Below are 21264 nucleotides of genomic sequence, written 5' to 3'. Positions count from 1 at the left end.
GACGCCATCGCGAGCGGGCTCGCTCCCACAGGGGAACCGGGTTGGATCGGGATTTATGGTCGTCGCGGAACAACTGTGGGAGCGAGCCTGCTCGCGATAGCGGTGCATCAGCCAACTCAGGATTGGCCGGTCTGACGCCTTCCCGAGCAAGCCCGCTCCCACAGGGGAACCGGGCTGGATCGGGATTTTGTGGTCGTCGCTGAACAACTGTGGGAGCGAGCCTGCTCGCGATGGCGATGCATCAGCCAACCCAGGATTGACCGATCTGACGCCATCGCGAGCGGGCTCGCTCCCACAGGGGAACCGGGCTGGATCGGGATTTTGCGGTCGTCGCTGAACAACTGTGGGAGCGAGCCTGCTCGCGATGGCGGTGCATCAGCCAACTCAGGATTGGCCGGTCTGACGCCTTCGCGAGCAAGCCCGCTCCCACAGGGGGAAGTGCTGCGTCTTACACCATTTCGTTGAGAATCCACTCCACCACCGACGTCCGCTTCGGTGCCCAGCCCAGCAGTTCGCGGGCATGCAGGCCTCGCACGCGGCTGTTGGAGCCCAGGCCGTAGTTGGCCATTTCATAGCCCCACTCGGCCTCGGCATCGGCCAGCGGCCAGTCCTGGGGTTCGCCAAGGTTCAGCGCCCGGGCCATGGCCGTGGTCATGTCGAGGAACGAGGCCTCGCCGCTTTCGACGAAGTAGAACGTGCCAGGCAGGTTGCGGGTCAGGGCGAGCCGGTACAACTCGACCACGTCCTCGATGTGCACGTTGGACCAGATATTCCGCCCCGACCCGACATGCCGCACCACCCCGCTTTTACGAGCCTGCTTGAGCAGGCGCGGCAGTTGCACGCTGTCGCGTTTGACACCCAGGCTGTGGCCGTAGATCAAGGTGTTGCAGATCACCGCCGAGTTCACGCCGTCCTTTGCCGCGTCAAGGACGAGGTTATCGATCGCGACACGATCAGCCTTGTCGACGGTAGGCTCCGGCAGGTTGTTCTCCTGGTAGATGTCAGCACTGGCAAGACCACCCGAAGCATCGCCGACAATGCTCGAACCGCTGGTGTGCAGCAGGACTTTGTTCGAGCCCCTGAGGCCCTCGAGCAGCGCTTCGACCGCGCCGCGATGGTCGCTGCTGGCGGCGTTGATCACCGCATCGGCGGCGCGGGCCTGTGCGGTCAGCAACGCGCTGTCTTCCAGGGTACCGATCACCGGCTGGATACCCAGGGCAGTGAGCTCTCTCGCCTGCTCGGCGCTGCGTACCAGGCCGATGACTTGATGCCCGGCCCGAACCAGAGCGGTGGCAATGGAGCCACCAATAAAACCGGCAGCGCCAGTGACGAATACGTTCATGGAAAAACTCCTTGGCAGGATCAGTGATGGAACGAGTATCGAGGACCGATCCTTGGCGAAACAGTCCACATTGCCCAAATCACTCTTGCCTTGAAGTCACGAATCAGTCTCAAAATCCCGCGAGGCGTATTCGGCGAGTTTGTCCTGGATGAAGTCCAGAAAGCACTGAATGCGCAACGCCAACTGAGAGTTGCGGTAGTAGACGGCGTTGATCGGCTGGCGGTACCCGCTATTGGTCTCGGCCAGCAGCACCTTCAATCGACCGGCACGGATGTCGTCGCGGGTCATGAAATCCGACAGACAGGCGATGCCCTGCCCTTGCAGCGCCAGATGGCGCACCGTTTCGCCACTGGACGCGCTGATGGCCGCCTGGATGGGCCAACGGTCGCCGTGAAGATGGCGCAGAGGCCATTGGTTGAGGCCATCGTTCTGGGCAAACCCCAGCAATGCATGCTCCGTCAGTTCAGCGACGGTTGAAGGCGTGCCGTGCCGCTCCAGATAGTCAGGGCTGGCCAGGATATGCAACGGACTGCAACCCAGGGGACGGGCATGCAACGTCGAATCGGTGAGGGCGCCGATGCGGATGGCGACGTCGGTGCTCTGCTCCAGCAAATCAATGATCAGGTCATTGGTGTTGAGCTCGAGCTGGATGTCCGGGTAGAGCCAGCGGAACTCATCGATGTGCGGCACGATGGCATGCAGCATGAACGGCGACGCAGCGTTGATCCGCAACCGTCCTGAAGGCTTCTGCTGGCGGGAGGACAAGCGTTCCTCCAACGCTTCCAGTTGGTCGAGAATGCTTTTGGCCTGTTCGAAGAAATACCGGCCCTCCTCGGTCAGGTCCATGCGTCGAGTGGTGCGGTTGATCAGCGTGGTGTCGAGCTTGGCTTCCAGTCGGGACAACGTGCGACTGACCGCCGACGGCGTCTGCCCGACCTGCTCGGCGGCGGCGGAAATCGACCCGCACTCGATCACGCAGACGAAGATCTGCAACTCGTCGGATCTGGCTTTCACAAATGTCCTCTCATCGGATGCACAGTCAATGTGGCGAGAGTAGCCGGATTACCGCGAAAGGCCGAATACCTCGATCAAATGCTGTTCATACCGCGCCACATCAGCCTCTATGTTCGGACGCTTCATCACGTCGACGCACAGGAAGGTCGGCAAGCCGGTCATGCCCAGGAACTGGTTGGCCTTGTGGAACGGGAAATACACCGCGTCCACACCCTTGCCTTCGAAGAAGTCGGTCGGATCATCGAAGGCCTGCTGCGGGGCGTTCCAGGTCAGCGACAACATGTATTGCTTGTCATGTACCAGGCCACCGCTGCCGTACTTCTGCGAGGCGTCGGAGCGGGTGCGACCGTCGCTGGCGTAGAGACTGCCATGACCTTCGGTGAACACTTCGTCGATGTACTTCTTCACGGTCCATGGCGCGCCCATCCACCAGCCCGGCATCTGATAGATGACGACATCGGCCCAGAGAAACTTGGCGACCTCTTCCTTGATGTCGTAGCCACCGTCAATGAACGTGCTTTTCACGTCCAGGCCACCACGGTCCAACACACTCAGGGCCGTGTCGTGGAGGGTCGCGTTGTAGCGGCCGTCGGAGTGAGCGAATTGTTTACCACCGTTGAGCAGCAGGACTTTTTTCATGGGGAGCCTCATCGGGTCCATGGCGAGCGCCACGCAGGGCTGCCGAATGGAAAGGGTTGGAAAAGATGGGGGGCAGACTACCGATGAGCGTCACGCGGAGTAAGCGCAACCGAGGCAAAACTGTTTTGACCTACACGCACGAATCAACAGCCGATTATTGCCGTAGGATTCAACTCACTTTCACTCAGGAGACACGCGATGAGCGAACTGCATGGTTTCATCCTCCACGCCAAAACCCGCCCGGAAAAAGCCGAAGCCTTCGAAGCCCTGTTTCGCGCCTACGTCGAACCGAGTCGCGCCGAACCGGGCTGCATCGAATATCACATGCTGCGGGACCAACAGGATCCGACGCTGTTTATCTTCTATGAAATCTGGCAATCCCAGGCCCACCTGGACGTGCATTCGAATCTGCCACACATGAAGCAGTTCTTTGAACACCGCATGGATTACCTGGAGCGCGACTTCGAGATCCGCCGCGTCGAGATGCTGAGTGCGTCGTCTAGCCGCTGATCAGCAAGTGAGCACCGAGGCCGCCAAGGCCAATGAAGAACACCCGTCGAAATAGCATGGCGCTGATCCGTTGGCGCAACCACTGCCCCAGCCACATCCCCAGCAGCGCCGGTGCCAACGCCAGCATCGACGCGCTCAGTTCCCCCCCGCCCAAGGCGCCGCGCCACAACAGGCCGGCCGCCAGGGCCAATGTCGACACTGTGAAGGACAGACCCAAGGCCTGCACCAACTCGTCCTTGCTCAAGCCCAGTGCTTGCAGATAAGGCACCGCCGGAATGACAAACACACCCGTGGCGGACGTGATGACACCGGTCAGCAGCCCGCAGAGCGGGGCGAGCCAGGGTTCAACGTGGCCGCCGACCCGGAGCGTCGGCAGCGCCAGTCCACTCAGGGCGTATACCAATAACGCGCCGCCCAAGGCCCGCACCACCCAGGGACCGCCCGCCATGCCAATCCACAAGGTTCCAAGGCCGGTGCCGAGGAAAATCGCCAGCAACAGCGGCCACAAGCGCCGGATCAAGGTACGCAAGTGACCGCCGAAGGCCAGTTGCCAGAGGTTGGTCAAAGTGGCCGGGATGATGAGCAATGCGGCAGCCTGCACCGGAGCCATAGCCAGCCCGAGTAACCCCATGGAAATGGTCGGCAGGCCGAGGCCGATCACCCCCTTGATCGTACCGGCCAGCAGGAACGTGGCGATGACCAACAGCGATAGCGCCGGCCCGAGGTTCTGATAGAAAGCGATGAAGGTGTCCATGGGGCTATCCTGGGCCCAAGCGGATCGTTTTGAAATCTGCCATATACTGAGCCTGCCTCTTGCTCAACAAGAGGCTGAAGACTTTGGCGGTGCTACTGGCCCCTTCGCGAGCAGGCTCGCTCCCACAGGGTGAACACAAATCTTGTGCTCACACCGAGCACTGTGGGAGCGAGCCTGCTCGCGATGGCAATCCATCAGACACCACAAAACCCGGCACAGGATCCCCCCATGCACTTCGACCTCACCGACCTGCGCCTCTACCTGAACATCCTCGACACCGGCAACATCACCGCCGGTGCAACCCGCAGTCACCTGTCCCTGGCGGCGGCGAGTGCGCGGGTCCGTGCCATGGAAGCGTCCCTGGGCACCGAATTGCTCGAACGCGGGCGGCGTGGCGTGACGCCCACGCCGGCCGGCAAGGCCCTGGCGCAGCATGCCCGGGTGTTGCTGCAACACGCGGAGCACTTGCAGCAGGATTTGGCGGAGTACGCCAAGGGGGTCAAGGGCCGGGTACGGCTGCTGTGCAACACCAGCGCCATGAGCGAATACCTGCCCGAGTTGCTGGCCACTTTCCTCAAGGACCATCCCAATCTCGACATCGACCTGCAGGAACTGCCCAGCTCACGCATCACCCATGCCTTGCGCCAGGGTGCGGCAGACCTGGGTGTGGTATCCGACGCAGTCGACACCGATGACCTTCAGACCCGGCCTTTTCGCAACGATCCACTGGTATTGATCCTACCGTCCGAACATCCATTGGCCGACGGTCGCGCGGTGAGCTTCAGCGAAACCCTCCATCATGATTACGTGGGCCTGAACGCCTCTAACGCCCTGGCGGTGTACCTCGAAGAGCAGGCCCTGCACACCGGGTTACGCATGCGAATCCGCATTCGCGCCGACAGTTTCGATGGGATGATTCGCATGGTGGCCCATGGCGCAGGTATCGCCATCGTGCCGAGGGCCGCCATCGACCGTCGATCTGCCGGGCCATCGTATCGGTGCGTGCCGCTGCACGAGGCCTGGGCACAACGGGCTCTGTTGTTGGCGGCTCGTAATTTCGAGGCGTTGCCGGCCTATGCCAAGGCTCTCGCCGTGCATCTGTCCGAGCATTGATTTGCGTTTCTGGGTAGCCCGATGTCGAGTACAGACAACTGGAGGAACGCAGACGCCTATAGGGTGCCTCTTCAGCTTACGTCCATTGCCCGGAGTCCACATGACCGCACCTATCACCGTCCTGCGCGATACCCATCCGCTGCCCGTACTCGATGCCTGCAAATGGGAGAAGCTCGCAGGCGACCCGCATACCGTCAACCTCAACGCCTACACCAGCGAAGATGGCAGCAAAATCATGGGCACCTGGATCTGCACGCCGGGCAAATGGTACGTGGAATACGTGAAGTGGGAATACTGCCACTTCCAGGAAGGCTACTGCATCATCACCCCGGAAGGCATGGAACCCATCCATCTGCGGGCCGGTGACATCTTTGTCATCGAGCCTGGGATGAAAGGCACCTGGGAAGTGGTTGAAACCGTGCGCAAATACTTCGTCTTTGCCTGACGCGGTTCGATATATCTGCGGCACGTGTGGCGAGGACACTGCACTCACGCCCCTCGCCACGATCCGCCTCGCGTTTATTGAGGCTTGCGATAGCTGTTAACGATGGCCGAAAAATCCTTGCCGCCCTCGCCTCTCTGGCTCATCGCTTGATATAGCTGCTGCGCCACTGCACCCAGCACCACCGGCTGATGAACCTGCCTGGCAGCTTCGGTGGCCAGGCCCAGATCCTTGAGCATCAGGTCGGCACCGAAACCACCGGTGTAGCCACGGGAGGCGGGTGCCGTTTCGATCACGCCCGGCCATGGGTTGTAGGTATCCGAACTCCAGCAACGCCCCGTGGAACTGTTGATGATGCCGGCCAGCACTTGGGTGTCGATTCCCAAGGCATCGCCCAGGGCCATGGCCTCGCTGACGCCCACCATCGAGATGCCCAACAGCAGGTTGTTACAAATCTTGGCGATCTGGCCGGTGCCGACTTCGCCGCAATGGACGATGTTACGGCCCATCTGCGCCAACACCGGTTGCAAGGTGGCGAACAACTCGGCGGTGGCACCGACCATGAAGGTCAACGTGCCAGCCGCCGCACCGCCGGTGCCACCCGAGACTGGCGCATCGGCCATCGCCACGCCTTGCTTGGCGGCAGCGGCGGCGACGTCGCGAGCGGTCTGCGGATCGATCGTGCTGCAATCAACCGCTGGCGTACCGGCGGCAATGCCGGCCAGCACGCCGTCTTCACCCAACCAGACGCTGCGCACATGAGCGGCGGCCGGCAGCATGGTAATCACCAGCGCCGCGCCTTGGGCCGCATCGCGAGGCGAGGCACTGACCGTGCCGCCCAACGCCGCGAGTTCGGCCAGCACGGCCTGGTTCAGGTCGAACAGGTTCAGCGAATGGCCGGCCTTGAGCAGGTTGCGCGCCATGGGCGCGCCCATGTTGCCCAGGCCGATAAATGCGATGTTCATGTCCGACTCCTTAGCGCAGGTTGATGGTGGTGTTCACGCCGTCATTCACGCTGTCATCATCGAACCAGCGCGCGGTAACGGTCTTGGTCTGAGTGTAGAACTGCACCACCTGTTTGCCGTATGGACCAAGGTCACCGAGTTTCGAACCGCGGGAGCCGGTGAAGCTGAAAAACGGCACCGGCACCGGAATCGGGATATTGATCCCTACCTGACCGACGTCGATTTCACTCTGGAACTTGCGCGCCGCCGCGCCGCTTTGGGTGAACAGGCCTGTGCCATTGCCAAACGGGTTGGCGTTGACCAGGGCAATCGCCTCGTCGAGGGTGTCGACTTCCAGCACCACCAGCACCGGCCCGAAAATCTCTTCGGTGTAGATACGCATGTCGGTGGTCACGCCGGAAAACAGCGTTGGCCCGACGAAGTTGCCCTGTTCGAAGCCCGGCACGCTGACGCCCCGGCCATCGAGCTCCAGCTTCGCGCCCTGCTGCACGCCGCTCTCGATCAATTCGAGGATCCGCGCCTTGGCCCGCTTGGAAATCACCGGGCCGATGTCGGTGCCCGGCTCACTCCCGGCGTTGACCTTGAGTTTCTGCGCCAGCGTTTTCAGGTCCGGCAGCCATTGCCTGGCCGCGCCCACCATCACCACCACGGAGGTCGCCATGCAACGCTGGCCCGCCGCGCCGAAACCGGCCCCAACCAGGGCATTGAGGGTTTGTTCGCGATTGGCATCCGGCAGCACCACCGCGTGGTTCTTCGCCCCCATCATCGACTGCACGCGCTTGCCATGACGTCCCGCCAGGTCATACACATGGGTGCCGACCGCCGTCGAGCCGACAAACGAAACGGCTTTGATGTCCTTGTGAGTGCAAAGCGCATCCACCACGTCCTTGCCGCCATGCACCACGTTGAGCACACCCGCCGGCACACCGGCTTCGACCGCCAGTTCGACCAGCAACATGGTCGACAGCGGATCCTGTTCCGATGGCTTGAGGACAAAGGTGTTGCCGCAGGCGATGGCCATCGGGAACATCCACAGCGGAATCATCGCCGGGAAGTTGAACGGCGTGATGCCCGCGCAGACACCGATCGGCTGGCGCAGCGTGTAGGTGTCTACGCCACCGGCGACGTTCTCGGCAAACTCGCCCATCTGCAGGGTGCCGATGGAGCAGGCGTGCTCGACCACTTCCAGGCCACGGAAAATATCGCCTTCGGCGTCCGCGAGGGTCTTGCCCTGCTCCGCGCTGAGCACGGCGGCAATGCGTTTGGAATGTTCGCGAATCAACGCCTGGAGCTTGAGCATGATGCGCATGCGCGCACCGATGGGCGTCAGCTTCCAGGTCTGGAAGGCACGCTGGGCAGCGGCAATGGCAGCATCGACTTCCGATGCGGTGGCAAACGGGACCTTCGCCAACACTTGCTGGGTGGCCGGGTTGACGATGTCGTGCCATTCGCTGGAACGGGATTCAACCCACTCGCCGTCGATCAACAGCTTGACGGTCTGCAGGGTGGTGTCACTGGGCGTGAGGGAAACGTTCATGCTGGCCTCCGGGATTGTTCTTATAGAGAGCGTTGATTCAGCAGAGACCAAGGCGCAAAAGACACCTTGGTGATGAGACGATTTTTGGAGTATAGATGTGCAAACTTCTAATAAGAACGCACATAAAAACCGGTCCATCATGCAAAAAAACATCACCTCCCTCGGTTCGCTGAACTGGGACGACCTCAAGTTTTTCCTCGAAGTGGCCCGCACCCGCAAAGCCAGCACGGCAGCCAAGCGCCTCGGCGTCGACTACACCACGGTGTCGCGACGCATCAGCTCGCTGGAAGCTTCATTGGGAACGCTGCTGTTCGAAAAATCCCGGACCAACGGCTTCGTGCTGACCGCCGAAGGGCAACGCCTGCTGAGCTACGCCGAATCGATTGAAAGCACCCTGCACATGGCCTGCGAACAGGTGTCCGGCTCGGGCGTCGCGCTGTCCGGTCATGTGCGCATGGGCTGCACGGAAGGCTTTGGCAGCTACTTCATCACCCCGCAACTGAGCCACTTCGTCGACGCCTATCCCGCCATCTCGGTGGACATTCTGCCGCTGCCGCACTTCATCAGCCTCTCCAAGCGCGAGGCCGACATTGTCATCGCTCTGGAACGCCCCGAACATGGCCCCTACGTGTGCTGCAAACTGTGTGACTACCGGTTGCAGCTCTATGCCACCCAGCCCTATCTGGACAGCCATCCGCCCATCCACCGTTCGTCCGACCTGAGCAAGCACTCGTTCATCAGCTACGTGGATGACCTGGCGTTCAGTTCAGAGCTGCTCTACCTGGCAAACGTGCTGCCCGACGCCAGCGCCCATCTGCGCAGTACCAGCGTGATTGCGCAGTTCGTGGCGGCGCAGCAAGGACGTTCGCTGGCGATTCTGCCGTGCTTCCTCGCCGCCCAGGATCCACGGTTGCTGCCGGTATTGCCGGAGGACATCACTATCACCCGGCAGTTCTGGATGTACTGCCGGGAGGATCTGCGCAAGCTCAAGCGGATTACGTTGTTGTGGGATTACATCAGAGAGGTGACCGAACAGAATCGGGCCCTGCTGATGGGCGAGACCCGGGAAATGGTATTTGCCGATTAATCGGCAATGACCACAATGGCCACACGACGGTTCTCCGTCCGGCCTTCGACTGTGTCGTTGGATGCGACCGGTTTGCTACTGCCCAGGCCGCGGGACTGAATGTTTTCTTCGCGCATGCCAACGCCAATCAGCACCTTGCTCACGCTATTGGCCCGACGTATCGACAGTTGATCGTTATAGGCCTGGGAACCCGATGCATCGGTATGACCATCGACGCGTACCCGTTCGATTCCAGCCTCCAGCAGCGCCTTGCCGATTCGCTCGACGATTTCTGTGCTGGCTTCATTCAGGCTTTCCACGTCGCTGCCAAACAGTACCTTGCCCGACAGACCGAACGCCCAACCCTCGTCGGTCAGTTTGAACCCTTGCTGCTTGAGCACGGCAATCTGCGCAGGTGTAAGGCCTTTTGGCGGTGCCGTCTGGCAACCGCTCAGGGCCAGGACGGCCATGAACACAAATGAAATGAATATTTGCAGGACAGATTGAGGGTATGAACGCACGCGTCAGCTCCTGGTTTTGAAGTTAGGCAACGGGGTGCTCCGTCCCCATCGAATGTTGGCCGCCTCGGGCAAGGCGCTTGGCCTGGTACATCGCTGCGTCGGCGGCATGCAGCAAGGCACCTGGAGTGGCGCCATGATCGGGATAAACCGCAATGCCGACGCTGAGCGAGGTCAGCACCGAAGCGTTACCGGGCAATTGAATCGGTACATCCATGCTGGCGATGATCTTCTCAGCGATCCGTTCGGCGTCCTCGAGCTTGTGCAACGGTGCAAGCAGCACCGCGAACTCGTCCCCCCCAAGGCGCGCCACCAGGTCGTCCTCACGAAGCTGGGCACGGACCCGGGTCGCCACCGCCGTCAGCACGGCATCACCGGCAGCGTGACCGAAATTGTCATTGATGCCCTTGAACCGATCACTGTCCAGGTACAACACCGCCACCTGCTCATCGAGCTTGCTGGCATTGCGCAAGGCACGAATCAGCCGGCCTTCGAAAAACGCCCGGTTCGGCAGTCCGGTCAGGCTGTCGTGGCTGGCCTGATGGGCCAGGGTTTCGTTCTCGCTCTGCAGGTGGGTCTGCCAGGATTCAAGTTCGGCGAGCAACGCGTTGAAGTCGTTACCCAGATTATCCAGTTCAGCAATGGCAGCCGGCGGCACCCGTCGATCCAGGGCTCGCTCGCTGCGTGCCGCGTGGGCCACATCCGCCAGGCTGCGCAGGGGGCCGGTGATCGCCTGCAACTGGCGCCGGGCCAAGTACAACGCCACCCAGGCACTCACCGCCGTGCACACGATGATCCCCGCCAGACCGCTGAGCAAAAAGCGCAACAGGCTGCCGCCATGCCCCGCCAGGTGGACACTGCCAACGGCCTGCCCTTGATGAAGGATCGGCATGCTGATGGGTTTTTCCAGGAATGCCTTGGCGATGTGCATCTCCAGTTCCGACAGCAGACCGGTTTCCGGTCGCTGCCAATGCGCCAACAGACGGCCATGCTCATTGAATACCCGGGCATCGGCGACCTCTTCGGTGGTGGCAATCAATGCCAGCGCCTCGGTGGCTGCCACCGAGTCATCGAATACAACGGCCGCCTCCACGGTGTAGTTGATCGACCGGGCAATCAGGTGCAGGTTGTGATCGGCGTAAACCCGTAACGCCAGTACCCCCAGCAACGTCAGGGAGATACTGGCCATGGCCACCGCCACCAGCGCAACGATCAGATGGCCGCGACCGATGACCGAGCCCAGGGTGGGACGGATACGCGAGGCTGGCAGGTTCATGGCGCCGCTGACCTGCGACGTGAAAGTTGCAAGACACTCGGGTGGATGCGTACGCCACTGCGCGCGACCGAATCGAGGTTGACCTCGAACGCCACTTGTTCATCACCCACCCGCAGACAGAACAGGCTGCCCACGGTGCACTGGTCACCGCCTTCGCTGATGCTCAATACCGGTTTGCCGGACAAGGAAGCGAACAGTTGAGCGTGCTCATCGGCGGTCAGCCTGCCGACATAGACCGCGTTGCATTCATCGGCGATGCCGGGGTGATCTGCCAGCAAGCGCTGCACGTTCACCGTTCGACCAGTGGCTTGGATTGTGCCTTTGACCAGATCGTCGGTGTATTGGGTCGGCCCGACAATGCAGAGCTGCAGTTGGGTTGGCTCCACAGGCCAACGGGCGTAGCTGAGGATGCCCAATACGACCTGGGTCACCGCCTCGGCCCGCACTTGCGCGTGAGTCACGGGCTCTTGGTTTTCAGCCACCAGGACAGGCGACAGCAAACACAAAAAACTGGCGAGCAGATAATGCCTCCAGTCCTTGGCGCGCAGTGCTTGCCGAACAGCCCCACCCATGGAAAATCTCTTGATCGATCCAGTAAATGTCGGAACGATAGCACAGTGCCAAAAAGCCAGCGAGACAACGCCTTTACGGCGATTTCCGACAAAAAATCGACGTCATTAAATCCATTGTCATGAACGTCTGTTCATTCAGCTCCGCGGCTCCAGATCCAGCATCAGCCCACTCAGGCGCTTGACCCTACGCCGAACCGCTTCCTCGAATATCCCTGGCCGTGGCTCGATCAGGCTGAACCACTGCTTGGCCCGGGTAATTGCTGTGTACACCAGCTCCTTGGTCAATACGGGGTTCAACGCATCCGGAAGAATCAGCGCCGTATGGGTGAATTCCGAGCCCTGGGATTTATGCACGGTCATGGCATACACCGTTTCCACATCATTCAAGCGGCTGGGCAGGACGAAGCGCACACCGCCCTGTCCGTCGTTGCGAGGGAACGCCACACGCAGGACCTGCTTGCCCGCGTCCGGCCCATCATGCTCGGGCAATTTGAGGGCAATCCCGATGTCGCCGTTCATCAACCCCAGACCATAGTCGTTGCGGGTCATCAAGACCGGACGGCCCTCGTACCACTGGTGATCGCTGTCGATAAGACGGGCCTTGAGCAGCGCAGTGGTCACTCTCTGGTTCAACCCTTCCACACCCCACGGGCCTCTACGCACGGCACAGAGCAGTTGGAAAGCGTCGAATGCAGAAAGGACCTCCCGAGCCCAATCGACCCAGCAGGCATCCGCCAGTGGACGGGTAGCTGCCGGACGTCGTTGCCGCAGCAGGCTCAGGTAATGCCGATAACCCTGGGGACCTTCTGCCTGGCCTTCAAGCAGCAAGTGCTCCAGCGCTCCGTCATGCTCACCTTTCAAGGCCAGGGAAAACAGATCGGCATGTTGCTTGCCCACCAGCAACTGGCGCGCCTTTTCGGGCTGCTGTTGGTTGACCCATCGAGCCAGTTGGCCGATACCGCTGCCCTCGCCGAAACGGCGGGAGTGCCGGAGCATGACGACCTGCTGTGCCAACGGATGAGTGCCATCGATGTCTTGCTGCAGGTCACTGGCCGCCAGGTCTTCGCCGCTGACCGATTCAAGCCAGGCCCGGGTTCTGGCGTCGTACCAGCCCTCCTCGGCATCCCGACACAAATCCGCCAGCACCGCTCCGGCCTCCACCGAGGCCAACTGATCCTTGTCCCCGAGCAGCACCAACCGCGCATGGGGCGGCAACGCATCCAGCAGATTGGCCATCATCTCCAGATCGATCATGGACGCCTCATCGATCACCAGTACGTCCAGTGGCAACCGATTCCCCCCATGGTGCCGAAAATGCCGGGTTCCCGGCCGGCTGCCCAACAAACGATGGACAGTGGTGACGTCACAAGGAATCCGCTCGCGCACGGCATCGGGGACGTCCAGGGTCCGGACCTGTTGGCTGATGGATTCGGTCAGGCGCGCCGCCGCCTTGCCGGTAGGTGCTGCCAGGCGAATCCGCAGCGGCTTTCCGGCCTCGACGGCGGGAGCCTGAAGCAGCGCCAGCAAACGCACGACGGTGGTGGTCTTGCCGGTGCCAGGACCGCCGGTCACGATGCTGAAGGCGCCCCGGGTCGCCAGGGCACAGGCCAGTTTCTGCCAGTCGATCGGACCTGCGGCAGCGGCCGGCCCGAACAGCCCGTTCAGGCGCTCGCCCAGATCGACGGGGGCGGCTTCCTGTTCGGCCAGCCGTTGACGCAACGCCTCATCGATCTGCCGCTCATAGGTCCAGTATCGCCGCAGATAAAGACGTTTACCGGACAGCACCAACGGGCATTGCAGCGCCTGCTCGCGCTCATCGGCAGCCAAAGCCACCAGACGGCTGGACGCCAGGGTCTTGCACCAATGAGCTCCCTCCAGGGTCCGCAGTATTTGCGATGGCAACAGCATCGCACCCGTTTGCGGATCGCCCTCGGGGGGGAGCGACAAGGCAAAATCCGGCTCCTTGAGCGTTTCGAACAGGTCCAGGCAGACATGTCCATGGCCCAGCTGATGACTGGCGAGCGCCGCGGCGAGCAACACCAATGGATCGTCGTCGGGCGCCAGCTCATGAAGGAATGCAACGAAGGCTTTGTCCAGAGCGCGCAACCAACCGCGCTCGACCCAGCGCGTCAACAACAGCAGCAGATCATTTGCACGGTCCAAAGGCGCCAGTTCGACCAGGCTCTCGTCGTCCGACGATTTGGGCAGCAGATCGACAAACGTCCGACTCATAGCAATTCTCCCTGTACCCATGCTGGCTCAGCCTTGGGCTCGGGCGCCCCTTGGAAAAGGCGATCCAATTGTTCGATCAGTGCTCGCGCCGGCTTGGTGAAATAGACCCCTTGACTGGCCGCACGGGTGCCACGGAGAAACAGGTACAACGCACCGCCGACATGTCGGTCGTAGTCATAGTCGGGCAGGCGCGCCTTGAGCTGACGATGCAGCGCCAACAGGTACAGCACATATTGCAGATCGTAGCGATTGTCGAGGATCGATTGCTCCATGGCTTGAGGGGTATAAGCCGCGTCATCGCTCCCCAGCCAATTGGATTTGTAGTCCGCCACGTAATATCGCCCTTCATGCTCGAACGTGAGGTCGATGAATCCCTTGAACATGCCGTTGAGCAGCACAGGTTCCGCGGCGACGCGGGCCACACCGCCATGGGTGAATCGGCAAACCAGCTCATCAAGCTTGAGCACATCGACCTTATGGCTGGCGAACCAGAACTCCATCTCGACCTGGAACCGGGTCAAACGCTCAAGCACCACCGGCGGCTGATCATTGCCAATCCGCATAGGCGTTGCCATCAAGTGCTGCAGCCAATCGCTGAGCGTCGTGATCCAGCCTTTCCAGCCTCGACGATTGCAACGTCGGGCAATGGCGTCCTCGATGGCCGTTGGCGCGACGGCAAACCCTTCGCCGGCGACCCACTCAAGGAGGCCGTGGAGGAAAGTGCCGGGATTGGGGCCGCGGGGGAAGCGATGAATGTCCCCCCCGATAGCGACAACTTCCCTGGGCGCATCCGGATCAAGCCGCTCATCGTCGAACAGTTTCTGGGCCTGGGGATCTTCCGGCGCCGTGTCGCTGCCCGCACTCAGGGTCTCGCCGATGCGCAAGGCGCTATACGAGGCAATCCACCAGTTTTCACTGGCTTTGCGTACCGGCCTCAAGGGGGCGAGCAGCACGGCTTCGTTGCGCGGGGGACGGTAGCGTTCGTCGGTGGCCTGGGGCATCTCCTGGCAACTCACCGCAGCACTGCCTTGTTGCAGGTCTTCCAACCAGCGCCGCAATTGCACCGAATCGGACAGCGGCGCACCGCCACCCAATAGATACCCCAGCGCAGACAGATGCAGGATCGAGCTGCTGTTATTCCCCCGCTTGAGATCGGCAACCCCCAACCAGCAGGCATGTTGGGCGCGGGTAAGCGCCACGTAGAGCAGGCGCAGGTCCTCGGCCAGACGTTCGTCGTCAGCTTTGGCTATCAGTTCGGCTGATGGCTTCAGGCTGATTTGTGCCCTGCCGGCCTCATCGTGGTAATGCAAGGGCAACCGGCTGCCATCCACTGGCTTCGTCGAGCAGATGAACGGCAGGAACACCAACGGATACTCCAGCCCCTTGGACTTGTGGATCGTCACCACCTTGACCAACTGCTCATCGCTTTCCAGGCGCAGGATCTGCTCTTCTCCGGCCTGACCGGACAAGGCCAGGTGCTCCGACAGATGCCGGATCAGAGCCTGTTCACCGTCCAGCTCACCGGCTGCCTGTTGCAGAAGCTCGCTGAGGTGCAGCAGGTTGGTCAGCACCCGCTCACCCTCATTGCGCGCCATCAAGGCCTGGGGCAGTTCGAAATCATGCAGCAGGCGCCGCAACATGGGCAGCACCCCCTGGGTGCGCCAGACCGTACGGTAGCCACGGAACTGCATGACCCGCGCTTCCCAGGCCAGCTCATCCCGGTTGAGTCGCTCCAGCTCCGTGAGCGGCAGGTTCAACGTGATGCTCGCCAGCGCAGACCGCAATGGCCGCTCGACATCCGGTTCGGCACAGGCCCTGAGCCAGATCAGCAGGTCGCGCGCTTCCTGCGAGGCAAACACCGAATCCTTATCGGACAGATAGACACTGCGTACGCCCCGGGCAGACAACTCATCCCGCACCGCCTGCGCCTCTTTACCGTCCCGCACCAGGATCGCGATATCCGCTGGCAACAGCCCGCGCAGTGCCTTTCCATCCTCGATGAAGCCGTCGTGCCCCGCCTGGCCGCCATTGAGAAGCGCCGTGATCTCACTGGCGCAGGCAGCCGCCATTTGCTGCCGATAGACCGCACCGGAGAGCGGCTTGTCCGACGGCAAGTGCCAGAGGTTCATCGCTGCAAGGGGCTGCCCCGCGACCTGCAAGGACTCCTTGCGGCCCTGGGCATCAACGGGCAGGAACGGCACCGGGTTCCGGTCCGGTGCTTCGCGAAACAGGAACGCACCGCGTCCGTTCGGACGGGATTCGGCGTTCTGGAAAATATGGTTTACCGCGCCCACCATGGCGTGGCTGGAACGGAAGTTGGTGCCCAGGGTATGGAGCCTGCCTGCGGTCGCCTCACGGGCACGCAGGTAGGTATGGATATCGGCGCCACGAAAGGCATAGATGGCCTGTTTCGGGTCACCGATCAGGAACAGCCCCGTCTCAGGGTTATTGTCTTCGATGCGGTAGATGCTTTCGAAGATCCGGTATTGAACCGGATCGGTATCCTGGAACTCATCGATCAACGCGACCGGAAACTGCTCGCGTATCAGGCTCGCAAGACGCTCTCCACCCTCGGCCAGCAGGGCTGCGTCCAGCCTCAGCAGCATGTCGTCGAAGCCCATCTCCGCGCGTCGGCGCTTCTCTGCCTCAAAGCGCGCGCCCACCCATTGGGCCGCATGCTGCAACACCGCTGCATCCGGGGTGGGCAACGCCTCCAGGCTGGCCTTGAGACTGGCCATGGCCTCCAGCCCGGGATGTCTGGGCACTTCGCCTTTCCAGGCCTCTGCCATGCCTTCGGGGGTCAGCCGCGTAAACCCGGTACCGATATCCAGGAGTTCGAGGCTCTCGTCATCCACCCAGGCGAAGATTTTCTGAAACCACGGTTCGAAATAGCGAGCCTGCATCTTGCGCCCGTCGACGCTCTTGTTGGCTACGCCTTGCTGGCAGATCTCCAGCAGCTCCGCCGCCCATTGCCGCCAGGGCGCCTTGAGGTCGAGCAAGGCGGCGCTGCGCTCCTGAAGCGATGCCAGGATGAGCTCGGCAGGCTCAAGCCCCTCACCGTTGTCACGCTCGCTGGAAAACAGCCCCCTTACCCGCGGCAGCAGGGCAGCGGGCCCTCCCCAATGGGTGCGCACCCAGTTCAGCGCTTCACCTTGCATCGAGTAGCAGAACAGCCGCCAATAATCGCGCAGCACTTCGCCGAGTAATTCGCTGTGATCGGTTTCCAGGGTTTGGGTGAACAGGCTCCCGCTGTCGAAGGCGTGTTCACGCAACATCCGCTGGCACCAGCTATGAATGGTCGAAACCGCTGCTTCATCCATCCATTGCGCGGCGATGTCCAACCGATTGGCGCAACCGGGCCACTGCGTTTCGTCGAACTCGTCACGCAACTGGGCAATCAGTGAATCGGGGGGCGGAATCTCATCCCGAAAGAAACGCGCGGCTTCGGCCAGGCGCGTGCGGATACGTTCGCGCAACTCTTTGGTGGCGGCGTCCGTAAAAGTCACGACCAGGATTTGTGGAGGAAGCAGTTCACGACCGAACCCGGTCGCCGAGCCGCCATGGCCCAATACCAGTCGCAGGTACAGCGCTGAAATGGTGAAGGTCTTGCCAGTGCCCGCACTGGCTTCGATCAATTGGCTGCCGCGCAGGGGAAACGCCAAAGCCAGAGGTGTCTGCCGACTCATGATTACGCCTCCTCGCCGACTGCGGAACGCCATGGAGCCTCGAACAGCGGCCGATAAAGCGCATCGCACCAGTCAGGAAATGTCTCGTCTGCCGTCAGGGCATCGAAGTCGGCAAACTGCCGGGCCAGGGCCGGACTCTCCCGTCGCTCGCCTTCAGAGGTCAGCCCATCGCCTTCGTAGGCTTTTCGGGCCGCCGCCTCGGCTTTATCCGGATCCGTCTGGCCAAGCCAGGCGAAGGCGGTTTTCACCGCAATCGGAAGCGGCTGGCGCATGCCCGACTGCCAAGCCTGCAACAGGTCACCGAGCAGTCTTCGCGCCACAGGTTCTTCAAAAGGTGCCAACAGCAAGCTGTCATCACTGGCCACCAATGCGGTGGTCATCGACAGTCCGCTGGCGCACGCCACGAGGTGGTTGACCCAGGGACGTATCAGGCGGTGCCACTTCCGGGTCCTGACGGAGCCGATGCTGTTGGGTATGGCAGTGATAGCAAGGACCGCCCCGTCGGAACGCTGGTGCAGGCCGCTGAGCCATCCTTCGACACTGACGCCATGCAATTGGAGACTGACAGGCACTGCGCTGGTCAACGGAGTGGGCCATAACGCCAGAAGTTGCTGATAACGCTGGAGCAGATCCGGCAGAGGCTCGATCAGTTCGCGTTGCATGCACTCACCGAAACCCGCCATCGGTAACAGGCCGCTGTTCTGCAGACGCTTGGCATGGGCCTCCAGGGCAAGATCCGGCTGGTCCAGGCGCACCAAGGCGGCTTCCAGCAAGCTGTCGCTCAGACTGTAGCGTTGAAGGGCATCGAGCACGAAGGGCTCGTCATCGGCCAGCGGGGCTTCGATGGCTTCGAAGAACACCTTGAGTCGCTGGCTGAAAAAATGGCGGACGGGGTTGCGCAGGAAGTCCTGCAATTGCCCAAGGCTCAGGGGCTCTTCCTGAACATAGGGATCCAGCACCTGAACACCGCTCCCATGGTCGTGGTTGTCGTGAAGCATCCGCCACTCGCTGGCATAGCTGAACAGTTCATTACCCTGAAGGAAATAACGAGCGCTGAACGGTTGCAGGGGATGCTCCTGGGTCAGCGCCTCGAGAAGGTCCTTGCTGTCGTCGACCAGTCGCCATCCACTGGACAGATGATCCCGCAACTGACCGATCAATACCGATGCGGGTCGCTCGCTGTTATCGCGGATACTGCGTCCTACCCAGCTGATGTAGAGTTTTTCCCGGGCCGACAGCAGCGCCTCCAATAGCAGATAACGATCGTCCTCACGCCGGGAGCGATCACCGGGCCGATAGTCACTGCCCATGAGATCGAAGTCCAACGGCGGCTGAGCTCTCGGATAATCGCCGTCGTTCATTCCCAGCAAGCACACCAGATTGAAGGGAATTGCACGCATCGGCATCAAGGTGCAGAAGTTGACCGCGCCGGCGAGAAAGCGTTGGGACAGCCGACCTTGATCCAGGCCTGCCAGCCAAGCCTCCCGTACCACCGTCAGCGGCAACTCATCCTGCAGCCCCACCGACTCGCAGGTTTCCAGCCAGGTTTCGCGCAGGTCTTCGAGCTGGGCCAGCAGATAGTCGTCATGCTCACTGCTCGCCTGGAAAAACAATTGCATCAAGTCACGCAGACGCGATCCCCACACCTGTGGAGATGCGGACTCGGTGAGCGACTGATGGGCGACGTCCAGCGCATCCAGTAATGCGGCCAGGGGCCCGATCAACGCTGCGTCAAGGCCACCGATTTCGTCATAGGGTTCAATGCCTTCATAGGCGTCCGAACTGCCGACGGCATACCCCAACAGCATCCGCCGTAAACCAAACCGCCAGCTGTTCTGCTCAAGCTCGGCGGGCAGACCGAGCCCGGCGCGGTGTTCGGCGTTCATGCCCCAACGAATACCGGCACCCTCGATCCAACGGTGCAGTGTTGGCAAGTCGACCTCATCAAGGCCGAATCGCTTGCGCAGGGCCGGGACATCCAACAAGTCGAGGATTTCGCTGACGGGAAAGCGGCTATCGGGCAGCTTCAGCAAATGCTCGACGGCAATCAGCAATGGATCGCGTCCACGCTGTCCCTGGTCGGTGAGGGTGAAGGGAATGAAGCGCGGATCCGTCCTGTCGAGCTGACCGAACACGGCACGGATATGCGGAGCATAACTGTCGATGTCCGGAACCATGACGATGATGTCCCGAGGACGTAGCGTCGAGTCCGCGCTGAAATGGGCCAATAACTGGTCATGCAGAATTTCGACTTCACGCTGGGCGCTGTGGGCGACGTGGAAACGGATCGATCCGTCTCGCTCCGTATCGACGGCAGGCCAGCGTTCCCGGGTTTCAGCCAGGGGGCGCAGCTCAAGGATGTCATCCTGCAACTGGCTGAGCAGGGTCGTGGGATTGCCGTCACTGAACAGGTCGATTCGGCCGTCGCGAAACACCGAGCGATAGCGATTGGGGTCGTCATAGCTGTCGAGCAGGTTGATATAGTCGCGCCCCTGCTTGCCCCATGCCGCGAGTAACGGATGAGCATGTTGATGCAGGGACTGCGGATCGAGGATAGCGGGCATACCGGCCTTGCGTGCCTGACGTTTGTACTGATGGCGCAGCAGGTCCTTGTCGGCCACGATGTCCGCCCAATGATGACGACAAGGGTTATGGACACACAGTAGAACCTGGCTGAACCGCGACAGACCGGCCAGCGCCTCCAGGGCCTGGGCCGGTAGCGAGGAAATACCAAACACTATCACCCGTGCAGGAAGTCCTTTCGGAGCGGCTTCCAGGCTGTTGATACGTTCAATGTACCGTTGATGGACGCCCGCACGGCTTTGAGCCATGCCCTCTTCTCCCACATCCACCAGCAAGGCTCGCCACAGTTCGGCTTGCCAGCAATTAGCGGGCGCAAGCGCCTTGATTTCGCCTCGGACATTTCTCGTCTGGTGCCGGCCCTCTGCCCAGTCTTCGAGCCAGTCGGCCCGGTACACCTGATACTGGTCGAACAGATCGGCAAGACGTTCGGATAACTGATAGCGCTTGCGCAGATCAGTGTCGTGGGTGAGGAACCGACGCAGGGGCTCGAAATGAGGCTGCTCGATCAACTGTGGCAAAAGGCGCATCAGTCGCCAGGTGAGGGGGGCTTTATCCAGCAGGGACTTGGCCGGAATCTCATCGCGTCCCAAAACCGTTCGATAGAGCTGCCACATGAAGCTGCCGGGCAGTTGTACATCAATGGCTGCCGCAATGCCGCAGCCGCCGGTATCGTCGTCTTCCGGATCCTCTGCCAGTGCCAGCTTGAGCCATTGGGCAATACCGTTGCTCTGCACCAGTGCAATTTCATTCTCAAGCGGAGCCAGCGGATAACGTCGCATCAAGCTGATTACCAGGCTGCGCAGCTCATCAAGGCGATTGCCATGAATCACCATGAAGGCTGGGCTGAGGGACGTTGCGTCCGGCATAAAGGCATCCTTGAAAATGCAAAAAGCTAGGGCCGAACCTTAGCACTGTCGGGGGGTTGTAGCAGCCGGGAACGGTCCGCGCTTGTCGTAAGAACTTTCCTGCGGGCAAAACAAAACCCCTACCTGCGTCAGCAGATAGGGGTTTCGGA

General features: G+C 61.4%; 16 protein-coding genes. 4 read left to right on the top strand and 12 right to left on the bottom strand.

Going from position 1 to position 21264, the window contains the following annotated elements; all coding sequences use genetic code 11:
- Positions 1 to 448: 448 nt before the first annotated feature.
- The 3 genes from ACODTO_RS28035 to mdaB form a co-directional block, all read right to left on the bottom strand.
- A complete protein-coding gene (locus ACODTO_RS28035) occupies positions 449 to 1342 on the bottom strand; it encodes an NAD-dependent epimerase/dehydratase family protein (RefSeq protein WP_489107386.1) in 894 nt (297 codons plus the stop codon).
- A 96-nt stretch (positions 1343 to 1438) separates the two neighbouring features.
- A complete protein-coding gene (locus ACODTO_RS28030) occupies positions 1439 to 2356 on the bottom strand; it encodes a LysR substrate-binding domain-containing protein (RefSeq protein ID WP_489107385.1) in 918 nt (305 codons plus the stop codon).
- A 48-nt stretch (positions 2357 to 2404) separates the two neighbouring features.
- Positions 2405 to 2995: an NADPH:quinone oxidoreductase MdaB gene (gene mdaB / locus ACODTO_RS28025; RefSeq protein WP_489107384.1), complete on the bottom strand. Its 591-nt coding sequence runs from the start codon at positions 2993 to 2995 to the stop codon at positions 2405 to 2407.
- A gap of 198 nt (positions 2996 to 3193) precedes the next feature.
- Here mdaB and ACODTO_RS28020 point away from each other — a divergent pair, with 198 nt between their 5' ends.
- Positions 3194 to 3505 carry a putative quinol monooxygenase gene (locus ACODTO_RS28020; RefSeq protein ID WP_139648057.1) on the top strand — a complete coding sequence of 104 codons (312 nt, stop codon included), beginning with the start codon at positions 3194 to 3196 and terminating at the stop codon, positions 3503 to 3505.
- Here ACODTO_RS28020 and ACODTO_RS28015 read toward each other — a convergent pair.
- The gene (locus ACODTO_RS28015; RefSeq protein WP_489107383.1) at positions 3495 to 4259 is read right to left on the bottom strand and encodes a sulfite exporter TauE/SafE family protein; all 765 of its coding nucleotides are present in this window, start codon (positions 4257 to 4259) and stop codon (positions 3495 to 3497) included. The genes ACODTO_RS28020 and ACODTO_RS28015 overlap by 11 nt on opposite strands.
- A gap of 228 nt (positions 4260 to 4487) precedes the next feature.
- Between ACODTO_RS28015 and ACODTO_RS28010 the strand changes: the two genes are divergently transcribed.
- Entirely contained in the window at positions 4488 to 5372 is an 885-nt protein-coding gene (locus ACODTO_RS28010; protein ID WP_139648053.1) for a LysR family transcriptional regulator, read from the top strand.
- 100 nt (positions 5373 to 5472) lie between these two features.
- Positions 5473 to 5817 (top strand): cupin domain-containing protein, encoded by a 345-nt coding sequence (locus ACODTO_RS28005; RefSeq protein ID WP_139648051.1) that lies wholly within the window; start codon positions 5473 to 5475, stop codon positions 5815 to 5817.
- Between the two features lie 74 nt (positions 5818 to 5891).
- Here the strand turns inward: ACODTO_RS28005 and mmsB are convergent, their stop codons facing one another.
- Positions 5892 to 6779: a 3-hydroxyisobutyrate dehydrogenase gene (mmsB, locus tag ACODTO_RS28000; protein ID WP_139648049.1), complete on the bottom strand. Its 888-nt coding sequence runs from the start codon at positions 6777 to 6779 to the stop codon at positions 5892 to 5894.
- 10 nt (positions 6780 to 6789) lie between these two features.
- Positions 6790 to 8316, bottom strand: a complete 1527-nt coding sequence (locus ACODTO_RS27995; RefSeq protein ID WP_139648047.1) for a CoA-acylating methylmalonate-semialdehyde dehydrogenase — start codon at positions 8314 to 8316, stop codon at positions 6790 to 6792.
- A gap of 139 nt (positions 8317 to 8455) precedes the next feature.
- Between ACODTO_RS27995 and ACODTO_RS27990 the strand changes: the two genes are divergently transcribed.
- Positions 8456 to 9403, top strand: coding sequence for a LysR family transcriptional regulator (locus ACODTO_RS27990; protein ID WP_489107382.1), 948 nt, complete (start codon positions 8456 to 8458; stop codon positions 9401 to 9403).
- Here ACODTO_RS27990 and yfiB read toward each other — a convergent pair.
- From yfiB to recC, 6 genes are all read right to left on the bottom strand, one after another.
- Positions 9400 to 9903: an outer membrane lipoprotein YfiB gene (yfiB, locus tag ACODTO_RS27985; protein ID WP_464710308.1), complete on the bottom strand. Its 504-nt coding sequence runs from the start codon at positions 9901 to 9903 to the stop codon at positions 9400 to 9402. The genes ACODTO_RS27990 and yfiB overlap by 4 nt on opposite strands.
- Before the next feature lie 22 nt (positions 9904 to 9925).
- Complete coding sequence (gene dgcN / locus ACODTO_RS27980) at positions 9926 to 11176, bottom strand: diguanylate cyclase DgcN/YfiN (protein ID WP_489107381.1); 1251 nt, start codon at positions 11174 to 11176, stop codon at positions 9926 to 9928.
- Positions 11173 to 11748: a regulatory sequestration protein YfiR gene (gene yfiR / locus ACODTO_RS27975; RefSeq protein ID WP_139648041.1), complete on the bottom strand. Its 576-nt coding sequence runs from the start codon at positions 11746 to 11748 to the stop codon at positions 11173 to 11175. Before yfiR ends, dgcN begins: the two co-directional genes overlap by 4 nt.
- Before the next feature lie 135 nt (positions 11749 to 11883).
- A complete protein-coding gene (gene recD / locus ACODTO_RS27970; protein ID WP_489107380.1) occupies positions 11884 to 13980 on the bottom strand; it encodes an exodeoxyribonuclease V subunit alpha in 2097 nt (698 codons plus the stop codon).
- A complete protein-coding gene (gene recB / locus ACODTO_RS27965) occupies positions 13977 to 17666 on the bottom strand; it encodes an exodeoxyribonuclease V subunit beta (protein WP_489107379.1) in 3690 nt (1229 codons plus the stop codon). Before recB ends, recD begins: the two co-directional genes overlap by 4 nt.
- 2 nt (positions 17667 to 17668) lie before the next feature.
- Positions 17669 to 21115 carry an exodeoxyribonuclease V subunit gamma gene (gene recC, locus ACODTO_RS27960; RefSeq protein ID WP_489107378.1) on the bottom strand — a complete coding sequence of 1149 codons (3447 nt, stop codon included), beginning with the start codon at positions 21113 to 21115 and terminating at the stop codon, positions 17669 to 17671.
- Positions 21116 to 21264 lie beyond the last annotated feature (149 nt).

This window comes from Pseudomonas sp. FG13 (assembly GCF_057809755.1).
This window is presented reverse-complemented; position numbering and strand designations above follow the sequence as displayed.

Coding starts and splice junctions, on each gene's coding strand:
- ACODTO_RS28015 (WP_489107383.1), bottom strand. CDS start 4,259: ATGGACACCTTCATCGCTTTCTATCAGAACCTCGGGCCGGCGCTATCG.
- yfiR (WP_139648041.1), bottom strand. CDS start 11,748: ATGGGTGGGGCTGTTCGGCAAGCACTGCGCGCCAAGGACTGGAGGCAT.
- ACODTO_RS28020 (WP_139648057.1), top strand. CDS start 3,194: ATGAGCGAACTGCATGGTTTCATCCTCCACGCCAAAACCCGCCCGGAA.
- recC (WP_489107378.1), bottom strand. CDS start 21,115: ATGCCGGACGCAACGTCCCTCAGCCCAGCCTTCATGGTGATTCATGGC.
- dgcN (WP_489107381.1), bottom strand. CDS start 11,176: ATGAACCTGCCAGCCTCGCGTATCCGTCCCACCCTGGGCTCGGTCATC.
- ACODTO_RS28010 (WP_139648053.1), top strand. CDS start 4,488: ATGCACTTCGACCTCACCGACCTGCGCCTCTACCTGAACATCCTCGAC.
- recB (WP_489107379.1), bottom strand. CDS start 17,666: ATGAGTCGGCAGACACCTCTGGCTTTGGCGTTTCCCCTGCGCGGCAGC.
- ACODTO_RS27990 (WP_489107382.1), top strand. CDS start 8,456: ATGCAAAAAAACATCACCTCCCTCGGTTCGCTGAACTGGGACGACCTC.
- mdaB (WP_489107384.1), bottom strand. CDS start 2,995: ATGAAAAAAGTCCTGCTGCTCAACGGTGGTAAACAATTCGCTCACTCC.
- ACODTO_RS28035 (WP_489107386.1), bottom strand. CDS start 1,342: ATGAACGTATTCGTCACTGGCGCTGCCGGTTTTATTGGTGGCTCCATT.
- mmsB (WP_139648049.1), bottom strand. CDS start 6,779: ATGAACATCGCATTTATCGGCCTGGGCAACATGGGCGCGCCCATGGCG.
- ACODTO_RS28005 (WP_139648051.1), top strand. CDS start 5,473: ATGACCGCACCTATCACCGTCCTGCGCGATACCCATCCGCTGCCCGTA.
- recD (WP_489107380.1), bottom strand. CDS start 13,980: ATGAGTCGGACGTTTGTCGATCTGCTGCCCAAATCGTCGGACGACGAG.
- ACODTO_RS27995 (WP_139648047.1), bottom strand. CDS start 8,316: ATGAACGTTTCCCTCACGCCCAGTGACACCACCCTGCAGACCGTCAAG.